This is a genomic window from Clostridium sp. C8-1-8 (genome assembly GCF_009928445.1).
In the GTDB taxonomy this organism is placed as follows: domain Bacteria; phylum Bacillota; class Clostridia; order Clostridiales; family Clostridiaceae; genus Clostridium_AR.
Genome location: NZ_JAABNO010000032.1, coordinates 1 through 15,785, shown reverse-complemented (window position 1 = coordinate 15,785; position 15,785 = coordinate 1). Strand labels below are relative to the sequence as shown.

General features: G+C 31.7%; 12 protein-coding genes. 3 read left to right on the top strand and 9 right to left on the bottom strand.

All coding sequences use genetic code 11. From position 1 onward, the window contains the following. Positions 1–185: 185 nt before the first annotated feature. The 5 genes from GXK57_RS22230 to GXK57_RS22210 form a co-directional block, all read right to left on the bottom strand. Positions 186–2,738 (bottom strand): FtsX-like permease family protein, encoded by a 2,553-nt coding sequence (locus tag GXK57_RS22230; RefSeq protein WP_160680211.1) that lies wholly within the window; start codon positions 2,736–2,738, stop codon positions 186–188. Next, complete coding sequence (locus GXK57_RS22225; protein ID WP_160680210.1) at positions 2,735–3,424, bottom strand: ABC transporter ATP-binding protein; 690 nt, start codon at positions 3,422–3,424, stop codon at positions 2,735–2,737. The genes GXK57_RS22230 and GXK57_RS22225 overlap by 4 nt, the downstream gene beginning before the upstream one ends. A 753-nt stretch (positions 3,425–4,177) precedes the next feature. Further along, entirely contained in the window at positions 4,178–6,085 is a 1,908-nt protein-coding gene (locus GXK57_RS22220) for an ABC-F family ATP-binding cassette domain-containing protein (protein WP_160680209.1), read from the bottom strand. 387 nt (positions 6,086–6,472) lie between these two features. Further along, the gene (locus GXK57_RS22215) at positions 6,473–6,937 is read right to left on the bottom strand and encodes a DMT family transporter (protein WP_160680208.1); all 465 of its coding nucleotides are present in this window, start codon (positions 6,935–6,937) and stop codon (positions 6,473–6,475) included. 13 nt (positions 6,938–6,950) lie between these two features. After that, positions 6,951–7,376 (bottom strand): DMT family transporter, encoded by a 426-nt coding sequence (locus GXK57_RS22210; protein ID WP_160680207.1) that lies wholly within the window; start codon positions 7,374–7,376, stop codon positions 6,951–6,953. A 596-nt stretch (positions 7,377–7,972) separates the two neighbouring features. On the opposite strand from GXK57_RS22210, the gene GXK57_RS22205 reads away from it, so the two are divergent. From GXK57_RS22205 to GXK57_RS22195, 3 genes are all read left to right on the top strand, one after another. Continuing rightward, positions 7,973–8,683, top strand: a complete 711-nt coding sequence (locus GXK57_RS22205; protein WP_160680206.1) for a cyclic nucleotide-binding domain-containing protein — start codon at positions 7,973–7,975, stop codon at positions 8,681–8,683. 69 nt (positions 8,684–8,752) lie between these two features. Further along, positions 8,753–9,628, top strand: coding sequence for a LysR family transcriptional regulator (locus tag GXK57_RS22200; protein ID WP_160680205.1), 876 nt, complete (start codon positions 8,753–8,755; stop codon positions 9,626–9,628). Between the two features lie 148 nt (positions 9,629–9,776). Further along, the gene (locus GXK57_RS22195) at positions 9,777–10,715 is read left to right on the top strand and encodes an AEC family transporter (protein ID WP_160680204.1); all 939 of its coding nucleotides are present in this window, start codon (positions 9,777–9,779) and stop codon (positions 10,713–10,715) included. 169 nt (positions 10,716–10,884) lie between these two features. Here GXK57_RS22195 and deoD read toward each other — a convergent pair whose 3' ends face one another. The 4 genes from deoD to GXK57_RS22175 all read right to left on the bottom strand — a co-directional run bounded on the left by deoD (position 10,885) and on the right by GXK57_RS22175 (position 15,592). Further along, entirely contained in the window at positions 10,885–11,592 is a 708-nt protein-coding gene (gene deoD / locus GXK57_RS22190) for a purine-nucleoside phosphorylase (RefSeq protein WP_160680203.1), read from the bottom strand. 169 nt (positions 11,593–11,761) lie between these two features. Continuing rightward, positions 11,762–12,961 (bottom strand): MFS transporter, encoded by a 1,200-nt coding sequence (locus GXK57_RS22185; protein ID WP_160680202.1) that lies wholly within the window; start codon positions 12,959–12,961, stop codon positions 11,762–11,764. A 225-nt stretch (positions 12,962–13,186) separates the two neighbouring features. Continuing rightward, positions 13,187–14,491 carry a pyrimidine-nucleoside phosphorylase gene (locus GXK57_RS22180; RefSeq protein ID WP_160680201.1) on the bottom strand — a complete coding sequence of 435 codons (1,305 nt, stop codon included), beginning with the start codon at positions 14,489–14,491 and terminating at the stop codon, positions 13,187–13,189. 84 nt (positions 14,492–14,575) lie between these two features. Then, positions 14,576–15,592, bottom strand: coding sequence for a LacI family DNA-binding transcriptional regulator (locus tag GXK57_RS22175; protein ID WP_160680200.1), 1,017 nt, complete (start codon positions 15,590–15,592; stop codon positions 14,576–14,578). Positions 15,593–15,785 lie beyond the last annotated feature (193 nt).

Here is a 15,785-nt window from a genome sequence, read left to right as displayed (position 1 = left end):
AATATTTCTCTTACAATAAAGATATCTCAATAAATATATTACAACCATTATACAATATATTTCCATTATTACAAATAAATTTCACAAGTTATTAAAATCATGTTCTCCATAGCGAGCTTAACATTATAAATGTTAAGGACATCAAGCATCTACGTAGGAGTAGATATATAGATATGCTATCATCCTCAATCAACTCTCAACAAAGAACTATGCTTTTCAAGCTCCATACTGCTTATTACGCTTAAAGATGAAACCACTACCACCAATATAGCCACAGCAAACATAGCTAAATCTATTTTGTAACTAGGCGAATATCTACTATCAAATCCATATGTCGTTATTATAAAGTTCAAAGCTTCAGCTGATAAAATTCCTATTACTGCTGCTAAACCACCAGTTATCAAGCTCTCTATAATACTTATTTTCTTTATATCTCTAATCTTTGCGCCTAATATATTAAGTACCAAAAACTCTTTTATCCTATCGAAATTCACCATGATTAAAATATTAGCTACAAGGCAAAAAGAAGAAAATATGCTTATGCAGCTTATACATATAAACGCGTAAGTCATCTGCTGCAAAAGTGCGGTTAAACTGTTATATTTATCTTTTTCACTTATAATAACAGATCCCTTTAGCTTCTTAGACAAAGAATAATTTACGTTTTTTTCATCCTTGTTATTACATTTTATTAAATAGTTAAGTTTACTATTAGTTTCATCTAAGGTGCTAACACCTTTTAATGAAGCTATGTCTACGTAAGCTCCCCAGTCATCTCCAAACTGGCTTTTATCCATTATTCCAAGTATAGTAAAGTCAAGTTTTTTACCTTGTATATCAACACTTATTTTATCTCCTACCATAAAGTTTTCACTGGCAAAATTATTTCCTAGAACTATATAGTTATTATTTATATCTTTACTATCAAGCCATCGTCCTATAAGAGGCTTGTGCTTTATTAAGTTTTTACTTATATCAATAGCATTAAGCTTGGTATTATTGTAATTTTCTAAAAGAGCTGTTTTTACTTCTGGATAACATCTGCTGTTTTCAACAATATCCTGCAAGTGCTTTCCATTGAGGTCAATTAGCTTAGCATTTGTAACAATCTCTTTTACATAGCCTAAAACTTCTTTTTCTTTATTTAGTGTTTTTTCAGTATAACCTATATTACTTTCATTAATACTTGTATTTAAAGTTAGATTATATCCGTTATCTTCAGAGAATTGAGTAATAGCTTTAGGTATGATGTAGTAAGATAAATTAATAATGGTTCCACACAACACCAAGGTCAAAATCAAAGCTGTAACACAGGCAGAAAACTTAAGCTTTTGTCTCCCTATACTTCTAAAAGCTAAAACAAAATTTTTATTTTTTATAAATTTAATCTTTTTTATTGTACCTATTATTCCAAAAGATATGATGTAAAAAACAGCTGTTATTATTAACAAACCAATAGTATACATTCCTCCTAAGTTTAGAGACCCTATATAGATAGATATACTAATTACAAGCATAAGCAACATAATTAGCCCGATGGTAGCAAGGTTTTCATCTAACTTAAGTTTTTCAACTTCCTGGCGTAGGATAGAATTTAGGTTAATTCTTTTGCTTATATATATAGGAAGTATAGTAAAAGTCAAAGTCTGAAGCATAGTAAATACAAAGGTCACCAAAATAGCTAGCAGCAAACCAGCCACTATCGAAACTACTCCCAGCTCCTTAAAAATATTTCTTTCAATAACTCCAGTTATCATAATACTTAATACTATACCAATAACATTGCCTATTGCGGCTATAATAAAAGTCTCATATAGAATTACACTTTTAAGCAGTTTATCATTCATGCCATATATAGCTAGTAGAACATAATCCTTTTTCCTTTTAAGTGTAAGAATACATATAGTAACCCCTATTCCTGCTCCAGTTATTAAGGTTACAATCATCTCAATTAGCCCTAAGGCTTTTTCCTCTCTATCTCTAAGTTCTTTAGTGGATTTTATAAGCTGCTCAGAGGTTGAGAACTTAGCTCCAGCTTTAAAGCTTTTCTCTAACTCACCTTTAATATCCGATATACTAAAATTCTTATTAACACTGATATTTACATTGGTGGCTAAGTTGTTCATGTCAAACCCTTTATGCACTGGAATATCAGCTTTATTAAATATCATAAGTCCAAATATATTTTCATCCACCATATTTGTTGTATTAATAACATCACTTATCTTAAACTCACATTCCTCTTGAGAAAAGTTTTTAAGTGTTATAGATATACTATCTCCCTTTTTCAAGCTAAATTTATCCGCAAGGGTCTTGTTGATTAATATGTTTTTGCTTCCAAGCTTATCTTTATATCTTCCAATTCTTTCGTCAACGGAATAATAATCAGAATCTATTATTTTCACATCAACAACACTATTCATATTATTATGATTAAAATTATTCTGCATCTTAAAGGTAGTAGCATAGTATAGCTTACCTTCAGCTTTCAGTTTATGTAAAAACTTATATTGCTCTTCACTTATGGTATTACTAGGTAGCGTTATATTTATATCGCCATCATTAAGACTTCTAGAATTAGAAATGGTATATTGTCCATTAAAGAAGATTATACTCCTAAGAGAAATCAGTATGGCTACAGCAATGGCTATGGCAAATATGCTTAAGAAAATTTGAAACTTATTTTGCCTCCAAGTCTTTAAGTTGTAAGTCTTAAAAAGGACTTTTGCAGTTATCATTCTGATATCTCTCCTTCATATATTTGCCCGTCCATAATATGGACTATTCTATCTGCTCTCCTAGCTACCTTAATATCATGTGTTATAACTACTATAGCCATATTATATTTCTTCCTAAACTCATCAAATATATCTAAAACCACCCCACTGCTCTTGCTATCCAAAGCACCAGTTGGCTCATCAGCAAGTAGTATTTTAGGTTCTCCCGCCAAAGCCCTTGCTATAGCTATTCTCTGCTGCTCGCCACCTGACAACTGCTTAGGAAATGATTTTCTTCTGTGAGCTAACCCAATAGCATCTATTAATTCATCAACTTTTGCTTTTATATCAATCTTCTTTTTAGAAAAGAATAATGGTGTCTCTATATTTTCTTCAGCATTTAACACCGGAATTAGATTAAAAGCTTGAAAAACTATCCCTATATTCTCATTTCTAAATTCAGTTAGTTCATTTCTTCTAAGAGTTCTTATATTAACACCATCTATCCTTACCTTGCCAGAACTCTGTTTATCTATGCAGGAAATAATACTAAGCAAAGTACTCTTACCACTTCCGCTAGGTCCCATTATGGCTACATACTCATTTTCTTTAATATAGAGATTTATATTTTTCAAAATATCTATTCTTTCCTCTCCACTACCTATAGACTTGCATATATTTTCAGCCTCTAATACATATTCCACCATATATCCCCCTAAAAAACTGTAAACCTTAGTTAATATTAATACAGCTATAATAAGCCTTTCAAACAATTTATTAATTCATAGAAACACTTATAATAGCTAGTTTTATTTGTATATTTAAGCTTATAGACCGCGAAATTAATCTTTAGTGGAATTATATATCCAGAGCTTTATATTGTAAAATATCTCATTTATTCATTATTTTGTTTACTATTTTCACCTATATTCATGTAATCGATTGTAATGCTGGTTATCCTGTTTTATTTTAAGGATTCGCCTTATATCACATTAAGTGTTTTACACTTTTCTTGCACATCTGCCTTTCTGAATTCATATAAGGAAAACTTAGCAAGCCACATAATTTTAGTTTTTTCTTTATCCTTCATTGGCTTTTAATCAATCCACGCATACTTATCCATAGATTTAACTAAAATATAATTTCCTAAAAATAAAGGCTATGTTTAATAATATTGTTGAAATTAAGTGGTCATGAAGGATATGCTATATGAGCGAGCAGTTAAAATTAAATGATTTTTTCAGATGGAATGGCGTTAATAAACTGTATGTTCGAACGTAGTGAGTTTACAGTTTTAGCCATGGAATATGACAAAATCATATTAATTCTTTGCGCAAGCTCATCTAAGCATCGGATGACTGACCACTTAATTTCAACACAGTACTTTAACATAGCCAAAATAAAAAACTAGCAACAATGCAACATTCCTATGCATCATTACTAGCCTCTATTTCTGTATTTTACTTATTCGAATTTATCTTCTCCGCAAGATCGTTAAGATAAACCCATCTATCCATTTTTTCTTCTAAAAGCTTTTCGGTTTCTTCCTTTTCAGCTATAAGTTCTTGAAGCAGAGAGTAATTAGTACTTGCTTCATTAATCTTAGACTCTAATTCACTAATCTTTTCTTCTATACCAGCTATAACATCATCAATTTCGTCATACTCTCTTTGTTCCTTAAAAGAGAACTTTAATGGTCTTTCCTTTTTCTTAGCTTGGTTATTATCCACAACCTCCGCTTTTTTATCAACAGTTTTCTTAGTTTTTTCTTCAGCAATGTTGATATCTTTTTGTCTGTTATCTTCCTTATAGTCTGTGTAGTTACCTGTATATTGAACTACCTTTCCGTCTCCTTCAAAGGAAAAAATCTTAGTTGCCATTCTATCTAAGAAATACCTATCATGGGACACTGATATAACAGCTCCTGGAAACTCGTCTAAGTAATCCTCAAGAATAGTTAGAGTCTCTATATCTAAGTCATTGGTAGGCTCATCAAGTATAAGTATATTAGGAGCTTCCATAAGCACTCTTAGAAGATATAGTCTTCTCTTTTCTCCTCCAGATAGTTTTGCAATAGGTGTCCACTGCTCTGCTGGCGGAAACTTAAATCTTTCAAGCATTTGAGATGCACTTAGCTTATAACCTTCTTCGTTTGATATAAACTCCGCACCCTCTTTGATATAATCAATAACTCTTAAACTATTATCCATATGATAAGTTTCTTGAGAGAATACGCCTATCTTAACAGTTTCTCCTACTTCAATATCACCACTATCTGGCTTTAACTCACCACTTATCATATTTATAAGCGTTGACTTTCCCATACCATTAGGTCCTATTACACCAACTCTGTCATCTCTAAGCACAATATAACTAAAGTCATCTATAAGCTTTCTTTCTCCAAAGGATTTACTTATATTATTTATCTCTATTACCTTTTTGCCTAAGCGAGTACTTGCTACTGATATTTCCACCTTTGAGTTGTCTATATCTAACTTTTGCTCACTTAATTCTTCAAATCTATCTATTCTAGCCTTTTGCTTAGTACTCCTTGCCTTAGCACCTCTTCTAATCCAAGCAAGTTCTTTTCTTAAAAGATTTTGCCTTTTTTTCTCGCTAGCAAACTCCATTTCTTCACGTTCTACCTTTTTCTCAAGGAAATCGCTGTAGTTACCTTTATAAGTATATAAATTCCCTTTATCCAATTCTATTATTTCATTCACAACTCTATCTAAGAAATATCTATCATGAGTGATCATAAGAAGGGCGCCTTTTCTTTTGTTTAAATACTGTTCCAACCAGTCTATAGTATCATTGTCTAAGTGGTTGGTGGGCTCATCAAGTATAAGCAGGTCGCAAGGGCTTATAAGTACAGCTGCTAATGCTATTCTCTTTCTCTGTCCTCCTGAAAGGTTACCTACCTTTGCATTGAAGTCGGAAACTCCAAGCTTATTAAGTATAGCCTTTGCGTCACTCTCTATACTCCAAGCATTCATACTATCCATTTGGCTTGTAAGTTTCATTATTTCTTCTGGTGTAGCATTGTGGCTTTCCATTGTTTTTTCATACTGCCTTATAAGCTTCATCAGAGGAGTTTCTCCTCTAAATACTTGCTCAAGCACTGTTGATTCAGGCTCAAAATCCGGACTTTGTGAAAGATATTCAACTCTTACCGAATTTCCTTTAACTATCTTTCCTTCATCAGGAACCTCTACCCCAGAGACTACTTTTAAAAATGTAGTCTTACCGGTACCATTGACACCAATGATACCGATCTTATCACCTTCGTTTATTCCAAAGCTTATATTATTAAAAAGTTTCTTTTCGCTATAACTTTTTGACACGTTCTCTATGGTTAAAAGATTCATCTATAAATTCCTTTCTTTTTGAATAAGCTTATAGCCTTACGGGAAAAAAGCTATAGTTGATATATCTTAATTACACTAAGCTTTTAAGCATTAAAGCCTTCATTATTCATATCCTCTGATTATAGCTTATGTGCTCTAGCTTTTCAAATGGTATTACCTTGAAAGGCGCATGAATACTATATATTTATATAATTATATGTTTTTATAAATATATATTTAAATAAAGTTATAAATCTATGTTTTAGAGGCTTTATACCTTATCACAAAAAAAATTATTTCTACTTAGTTATACTTTACTAAAATCTTTGTATTTCATGTAAAGTTCCTTATATAATAAAAAGTCTAGCATATCACTCTATTACAGACGATGCCAGACTTTAATTTAAACTAGTTTTCTGCAACCTTTTTTGAAGTTTTCTTATCAACATTAAAGTTATAGAGTAACCCTAAGATTATAAAAATAGACCCTATAAGCTTTCCTATAGAAAATTTATTAAAGCTGAAATAATCTATAACCATACCCATTATAAGTTGTCCAACAAACATTAATACCATGGAATATATAGCTGGTATCTTTGGGATAACTTTATTGGATAATACTATTACACAAACTCCTAACATCCCTCCAAAGAATGCATACGCTGGTATTCCAGCAATATTGATTTTATCTATACTCAATGCATTTCCTGTTAACTTTGCTGCTAGAAATAATACTACGGCAAAAGCTAGTCCAGTTATATAATTTATAAGAGTTCCCTTAAGTCCCCCTATCCTTTCTCCTAGATTGCCATTAATTATCATAGATAAAGTAACGAAAGCCCCTCCTATTACTGAAAGCAAAATATAAAACATCTTAATCCCCCTTTTAATATAAAGTCATAACAACTATTCCAATAATAATAAATGCAAATCCTATTATCTTCTTCTTCTCGAATCCATACTTTTTCATGCCAAGCAGCCCAAACTGATCTATAATCGTAGCAGCAGTAAGCTGACCTAACATGCCTAAAGATATAGACAGAGAAGCTCCTACTGTAGAAAAGGTCATGTTATTTATTAGTACCACAAAAACTCCAATGACACCTGCAGATAGAATATAGATAGGTATGCCCTTAAGCTCCATAGAAAAACTTTCTTTCTTTGCTAACATGACTACTATTACACTTATAAGTCCGATCATATGAATGATTACTAATGAAAGATTATTTCCCACATGTGACTGAAGCTCACTATTAAAACTAACCATTATGGTAATTATAAATCCTATAATAACTGTAAAAAACTTATACATATGCCCCTCCAAAATATTATTTTGTGGTTAAGTTAGAGTACTATGTTGAAATTAAGTGATCAACCATCCGATGCTTTAATAATCTTACGCAGCTCCTTCATGACCACTTAATTTGAACAATGTTCTTAAAGATAACCTACTATTTGTACCTCTATAGATAAGATATCAAATTAAGCTAATACCTTATATGACATATGTCACCTTTATGTATTTTTTAGTCTTAGATTTTACTACCTATAAATATAAAGATGAACTATTTAAATCCAAAAAGTATTTTTAAAGCTCTTGTGTCTTTTGATGGAATAGGCTTAAAATATGAATTTAATGATGAAGTAGGAACTCTATAACAATTAATAATAAAAATTTATCAGCTCAGCAAGCAGTAATTATGCTTGAAAAATTTATTTCATAACTAGGCTTTATATATTAATTCAGTTACAATTGAAAAAATAACACCTAAATTCTTATTAACGATTTTTTTCTTTATACTAATTGTCTATAATATATATGGATACTATAAATGCGGATTAGTAAAAAACAGCTTTTGTTACTATAACTTAACAAAAGACAGAGCTACATCAAGTTATCCGTTTCTTATGGAGGTGCTTTTTATAAATAAAATAAACGATAAATTACTGTTAGAAAGATTTATAACACTACATGACATAAACTCATACTTTAATAGTGATATAACTCCGTATATGGAGCTTCGATTATTTGCTAAGGGTGAGCTTATTTATAAATCCAATGAAGAAATTGACTACTTTTACTTTTTAGTTAAAGGAAAGTGTAAGGTTTATACCTTGCTTAAAAACGGTAAATCTCTTCTTTTACGATTCTATAATCCACTTATGGTAATGGGGGACCTTGAGTTTATAAGCGAATGTACCGCCAATTGCAACGTAGAAGCAGTACACAACTGTACCTTTATAGCTATACCTATAGATGTAATAAGAACTCAAGCTAAAGATGATGCCGTGTTCTTAGGTCACATCTGTAAGACTTTAGCTGAAAAGTTAGCAACCTCTGCAGTATCAAACTCTATAAACCTTCTTTACCCATTAGAAAATAGGCTTGCAAGTTATATACTAGCCTTATCTAGTGAAGAAGATATATCTACTAGCCTTAAAGGAATTGTAGCTGAGAAACTTACTGAGGTTGCAGAGCTATTAGGAACAAGCTATAGGCATCTACTTAGAGTTATAAACAAACTATGTGAACAAAGGATTATCTCTAAGGATGGTAATTCCTTAATTATATTAGACTATGCGAAATTAGAAGACCTTGCAGGAGACTTGTATGAATAATTTATTTATGAGCAAATAGGTCACATGAAAGCAACACACCTATTGCTAAGCAGAAAGGAATACATATAAATGGACTTTAAGCAACTGACATATTTTCTTGAAATAGTTAAGCAGGGAAATATAACTAAAGCCTCAAAGAAACTACATATTGCCCAACCTCACTTGAGCCAGCAGCTGAAGATGCTTGAGGATGAACTCGGTGTCAAGTTAATAGAAAGAAGTACTAGAAAGTTTCAAATTACTAGTGCGGGTCAAATACTAAAAAATCGTTGCGAGCAAATGATTGAACTTATGGATACTACTCTTAAGGAACTAAAAGATATAAAGGATGGACTTAATGGAACCTTATCTATTGGGACCATCTCATCTGAAGGTGATACCTTATTACTTAACAGGGTAATGAACTTTTATGATAAATATCCAGGCATAACCTTTGATATAAGAGAAGGGGATACAAAGGACATACTAAAGCTTCTGACAGATGGCGTTATAGAAATAGGAATAATTCGTACCCCTGTAGACTCCGAAGGCTTTGAATCTATATACTTAGAAAGTGCTCCAATGGTGGCAGCCACTCGCGAAAAGATATATTGGGATGAAAATATAAAAGAAATATCTATAAGTGAATTAGAAAACAAGCCTCTTCTAGTTACTAGGAGATTTGAACAAAACATAGTTGAAGCCTGTGAAAATGCTGGCTTTGAGCCAAATATATTCTGTAAGATAGAAGATACTAGATCTATTCTAACTTGGGCTAATAAAGGTATGGGAGTAGCTATTGTTCCAAAAGACTGGATTGGATTAGTGCCAAATGCCAATCTAATGTTTAAAGATATAAATGAGCCTTCTTTAGTTACAAAGACGGGGATAATATGGATAAAAGATAGATATTTATCTGCTCCTGCAAAAAGATTCTTAGAGATATTTAAATTAGGATATATTTAAGGCCATAGAATATCCTTTATTTCTTATCATTTGATTAAATTTATACTCATTTATGTATGAACTTATTAATTATTAAGTATTTTTCTTATACATTTTATTTTGCTATAATAACCGAAGGGATTTAATTATTTACTTTCGGGGGCGCATCATGGTTTTTTTTAATGCATTACAAAGCATTCTAAGCATAGTTATAATGATTTTTATTGGTTATTTATTGACATCCAAAGGCTGGTTAAACGAAGAAGCTTCTAAAATCTTTTCTAAGCTTGTTTGTAATATTGCTCTGCCTTGCCTTATGTTAGTTGATCTTATGAATAACTTTACTAAAGATAAACTTGTACATTTAGGAAGTGGACTTATTATACCTTTTGTTTCTATGGCCGCAGGGTATTTTATAGCAGTATTAACTTCTAAGAGCTTAAAGATAGATGAAAAAAGTGCTGGTACCTTCCGTTCCATGTTCTTTGTCTCAAGTTCTATCTTTGTTGGACTACCTGTAAACTTGGCACTATTCGGAGAATCTAGTGTGCCTTATGTACTACTTTACTACATAGCTAACACCACCTTCTTCTGGACCTTAGGTGTTTATGATATAAGCAAAGATGGAATAAGCAGTAAAAAAAGCAGTATCTTTTCCTTAGCAACGTTAAAGAGGATAGTATCTCCTCCATTGATGGGATTTATATTGGCTCTAATATTGATTATGATAAATGTTACACCACCAAAGTTTGTTATGGACACTTGTAAATATGTAGGTGGACTTACTACTCCACTATCCATGCTCTTTATAGGTATAACAATGCATTCCGTAGACTTTAAAGATATTAAGATAAATAAAGATATGATAGCTTTGTTCATTGGTAGATTCTTAATATCTCCATTGTTGGTATTTTTATTATGTTTATACTTCCCTATACCTACTCTAATGAAAAAAGTCTTTATAATACAAGCCGCAATGCCAGTTATGACCAATACAGCTATTGTAGCAAAAAGTTTTGGCGCCAATCATAAATATGCTAGCCTTATGACTGTTACAACAACTTTGATGAGTATAATATTTATACCGTTTTATATGATTTTGTTATAGATATATGGAAGCTTCTTATTCCATAATATAATTTTATATAAAGAATTATATTGAAAAATCACTAATGCTAATCTGCATTAGTGATTTTTCGTGCATCTTATTATAATATCAGCAATTCACAAATGTTATTGCCTAGTTTTTAACTAATTATCTTCAATAAAATTTTATATTATAATGAATGTACAGTATCAAGAGCAACTTCTATCATATTTGTGAAGGTTGTTTGTCTTTCTTCTGCTGAGGTTATTTCATCATAAATGAAGTGATCACTTACAGTAAGTAATGCTAAAGCATCCACATTGTGCTTAGCTGCTAAGGTATAAAGTGCAGCTGCTTCCATTTCTACTCCTAAGCAACCAAACTTAGCCCATATCTTCCACTCATCAGAAGTATCTCCATAGAAAGTGTCTGAGCTAAATACATTACCTACCTTTGGATCAAAACCTTTTTCTACAGCAAAATCATAAGCCTTCTTTAAAAGCTTAAAGCTAGCAGTTGGAGCAAAATCTCTTCCATTGAATCTTATCTTATTTATATTTGAGTCAGTTGATGCTGACATAGCAATTACGAGATCCCTAACCTTAACTGATTCTTGATAACCACCACAAGTACCAACTCTTATAAGATTTTTTACGCCATAGGTTTGTATAAGTTCACTTGCATAGATTGATATAGATGGTATTCCCATACCTGTTCCTTGAACAGATACTCTCTTTCCCTTATAAGTACCTGTAAATCCATACATTCCTCTTACTTCATTGTAGCATATGACATCTTGAAGAAAGTTTTCAGCAATAAACTTTGCTCTTAGAGGATCTCCTGGTAATAGTATACTTTCTGCTATTTGTCCTTCTTGCGCATTTATATGAATGCTCATTTCCCTACCTCCATTAAAGTGCCTTCTGCACTTATTTATTATATTAAATTTATTATTATCAAAAACACGACTTAATTTAAGGTTACTAACGTGTAAACTCTTACATTAAAAATTATAGCCTAAATTGCTATTATGTTCTATATTACTCTTGTGTATTAATGTTAAATCTTTAGTTTTTAGAACTCCATAGCTTATTATTTCTCTGTAACATAATTATTACTATTGATATTATAACCACTAAAATAACTATCCATATATACAACTTATCAAAGATTTGTACATAGCTATGGCCTGAAGCCTTAGAGCTATCTATATATATTCCCCACAGGAAAGATAAAAGGAATCCTCCCAAATATCTTACCGCAGTGTAAATAGACATTTTTTGTGAAACATTAGTTACTACTACTTTAGATACAAAAATACTTAGAGTTGAGAACCCTATCCCAACTACTAAAGCAATTACTGCTAAAGCTATTATAGCTACTGGCAATGCCATATGCTGAGATAACACCAAGGATCCTATTATAAATATTACAATCATAAAATTTCTTATGAACTTAAAGGAGAATCTCTTTAATAACAACATTGGGGACATGGCCCCTATGGCTATAAGTATCTGCTCTAAAGATATTATAAGACCAGTGTAACTAGATGCATTATAAGCCTCCATATAGTAAGACAAATATACTTGTGATGCCGCAAAGGTTATCTGAGTCATAAATATCATGAACAATAAACTTATATAATCCCACTTTCCCTCTTTTACTTTAGTAATTGTATCTTGCTCTATATTAACACCATTTTTAATCTCATTTATAGATAAAGCTATAAATACCCAAGTTAGTGCTCCTATAATCATAGGAATAATTAAAAATAACCTAGGAGAATTTATAAAATATCCAGCTACAATTGCCGCTATAAGCCCACCTATTGCAGAACCTATTTCAAGAAGACTAGAACCGACCTTTCCATCCTTCTCATCTTTCATAACCATTTTATTCATAGAAAGTAATATAGGGAAAAATGACGCTTCTGCCAATCCTTCTATTAGTCTTCCCACACAAAATAAAAAGTAATTCACAGTTGTTAAGGCCAATATTTCAACTGATATTCCTATTATCCATAATATAATAAATATCAAAAGTGATTTCTTAGCTCCAGTTTTATTCATTACGCTTCCTGCAACTGAAGGAAATAATATCATTGCAAGATATCCGATATTAGGAAGCCAAGAAATTTTTGATACACCTACACCAAATATTTGTTGGAAGCTTTGGAACATAGGAAGAAACATAACTACTCCAAAAACAACTATAAAAGAAACAAAAAAATCTATTATAAAAAAGTTTTTTCTACTATTTAAACTCATCATTTTCTCCTTAGGCTTATTGTTGTAAGAACTCTAATGCACTTTTACTTCCATATAATAAATAATTCAATTCACTCTTACACCTCTAAATAGATGATTGAATAAATTTAGGGAAGCGCTTACATATCTTTCTCATAAAAATCACTAATGCTTATTTCATTAGTGATTTTTACATTAATCTATATTTTTAACTTATGTGAAGAAATTTTAGTAGTTGATATATTATTATCTTATTACATCATATATCAAAGGAATATTATCTTCATAACTATCTGATATCTTGTAATTGCCTAATATACCATTAGCAGCTTTTTCTATCTTAGCTTCATCATCAGCATGAATATACGCTAGAACATCTCCTTTTGCTACCTTTTCTCCTCTTTTTTTGTTTAAAACTATACCTACAGCTAGATCAATACTGTCTTCTTTAGTTGCTCTTCCAGCTCCTAATTCCATAGCAACTAACCCTATGTTTTCTGAGTTTATTTTTGATATATATCCATCTTTATCGCACTTAACTTCATAAACAAATTTAGCTTTTGGAAGCAAATCAGAATTTGTAACTTGTTCAGCATTGCCACCTTGTGCAGCAACAAATTCTTTAAGCTTCATTATAGCTGAACCGTCTTCTATTGTCTTTAAAAGCATAACCTTAGCCTCTTCAGTTGTAGAAGCCTTACCTGCTAGCACAACCATATTGCTTCCTAAAGTTAAGCAAAGTTCAAGTAAATCCTTTGGTCCTTTTCCGCTTAAAGTATCTAAAGCTTCTTTTACCTCTAAAGCATTACCTATACCTAAACCTAAAGGTTGATCCATATCAGAAATTACAGCTACTGTGTTTCTTCCAACATTCTTACCTATGCTAACCATCGCCTCTGCTAATCTCTTCGCATCTTCATAAGACTTCATGAAGGCACCATCGCCTACCTTAACATCTAATACTATAGCATCGGCCCCTGCAGCAATTTTCTTACTCATTATACTAGAAGATATTAGAGATATATTATCCACAGTACCAGTAACGTCTCTAAGCGCATATAACTTCTTGTCTGCTGGAGCTAAGTCCGCAGTTTGTCCCATTATAGCAATCTTCTTAGTATTTACATTCTCTATAAACTGTTCTTCTGTTATTTCAACTGAAAAGCCTTCAAAAGATTCCAATTTATCTATAGTTCCTCCAGTATGTCCAAGGCCTCTTCCAGACATCTTTGCTACTGGAATACCTAGTGCAGCCACCATAGGAGTAAGAACTAAAGTTGTTGTATCACCAACTCCTCCAGTACTGTGCTTATCTACCTTAACTCCTTCAATCTTAGACAAATCAAGTATATCTCCAGAATGAACCATTGCCATAGTAAGATCTGTAGTTTCTCTCATATTCATCTTTTGAAAATATATAGCCATTAGAAGTGATGAAACCTGATAATCAGGAATTGTACCTTTTGTATACCCATCTACAAAGTAATTTATTTCTTCTGTTGTAAGTTCTTCACCATTTCTTTTCTTTATTATCAAATCATACATTCTCATATAAAAACCCTCCTCCAGCAAAATTAATCTTAATACACAATATCGCCTAAATATAAAGCCGAAACTTAAATGGGCATACCCGATCTAAAGCTTCTTCTCTGATCCCTTTATTATAATTGTAGGAGAAATAGTAACTCTTTTCTTCTCAGTTACATCCCTATTTTCTATTACCTCTTTAAGCATATTCATAGAAGACTTGCCCAATTCCTCTGGACAATCCTCCATATAAGTTATTTTTATGCCAACCATATCTAAAAACTCAAGTTTATCAAAGCCTACTATTGCTAGATCATCTGGTATTTTTTTATTTTCATCAAAAATTGCTTTAACAGCACCCATTGTCATCATATTGCTGCATACAACAAGAGCAGTAGGACCATCATCCATGCTTAGTACACCCTTTGTTATGTCATAACCGGTGCTAAGCTTAAAGTCACCTTTAAATATATATTCTTCCTTAATAGGAATATTGCTCATAGCCAATGCCTTTTTATATCCCATAAGTCTATCCATAGCAGGCTCTGAGCTTAGCAATCCTGTTATTATTCCAATCTTTTTATGGCCTTCTTTTATAAGAAGATTGGTGGCATCAAAACCACCCTTTATATTATCAACGAATACTCCACTAAAGCTAGTATACTTAACATCTGCTACTACAAATATTATTGGTATATCTAAGTTTTCCAGTGTATTTACGTAATTACTGTTAAACTCATTTTCTCCAAACATTGGAGACATGATTACCCCTTTAAGTCTATGCTCCTTTATTACAGTTAAAGCCTTAAGCTCTTTTTCTAAATTATCATCTGTATTAAAAAGTACTATATTCAAATCTGAGGCTTCTGCCACTTCACTTATGCCTTTTATAAGCTCTCCAAAGTAAGAATTAGTTATATCTGGCACTATGACTCCAATAGTGTTAGTTTCATTTTTAGATAAACTTCTTGCTATTGCACTTGGAGTATAATTCATCTCTTTAATAGTCTCTAAGACCTTATTTCTAGTTTCATCCTTAACATACCCGGAATTATTTAACACTCTAGAAACTGTAGCTAGAGAAACTCCTGATTTTTTTGCAATATCACTAATTGTAGTGCCCATATAATATCCCCCTCACTTCTAACTGAAAAGACTGCATGGTTATTATACTACAAAGCGACATGATTTTATATGAGTTTAAGCAGTTTATTACGTAAATTTTACAAAAAACCCGTACATTTTTTAAATTATCTTTGTCCTTTTTCGTAAGGAACACCATCTGCTGCTGGTGCTTGAGTCTTACCAACAAAGCCTG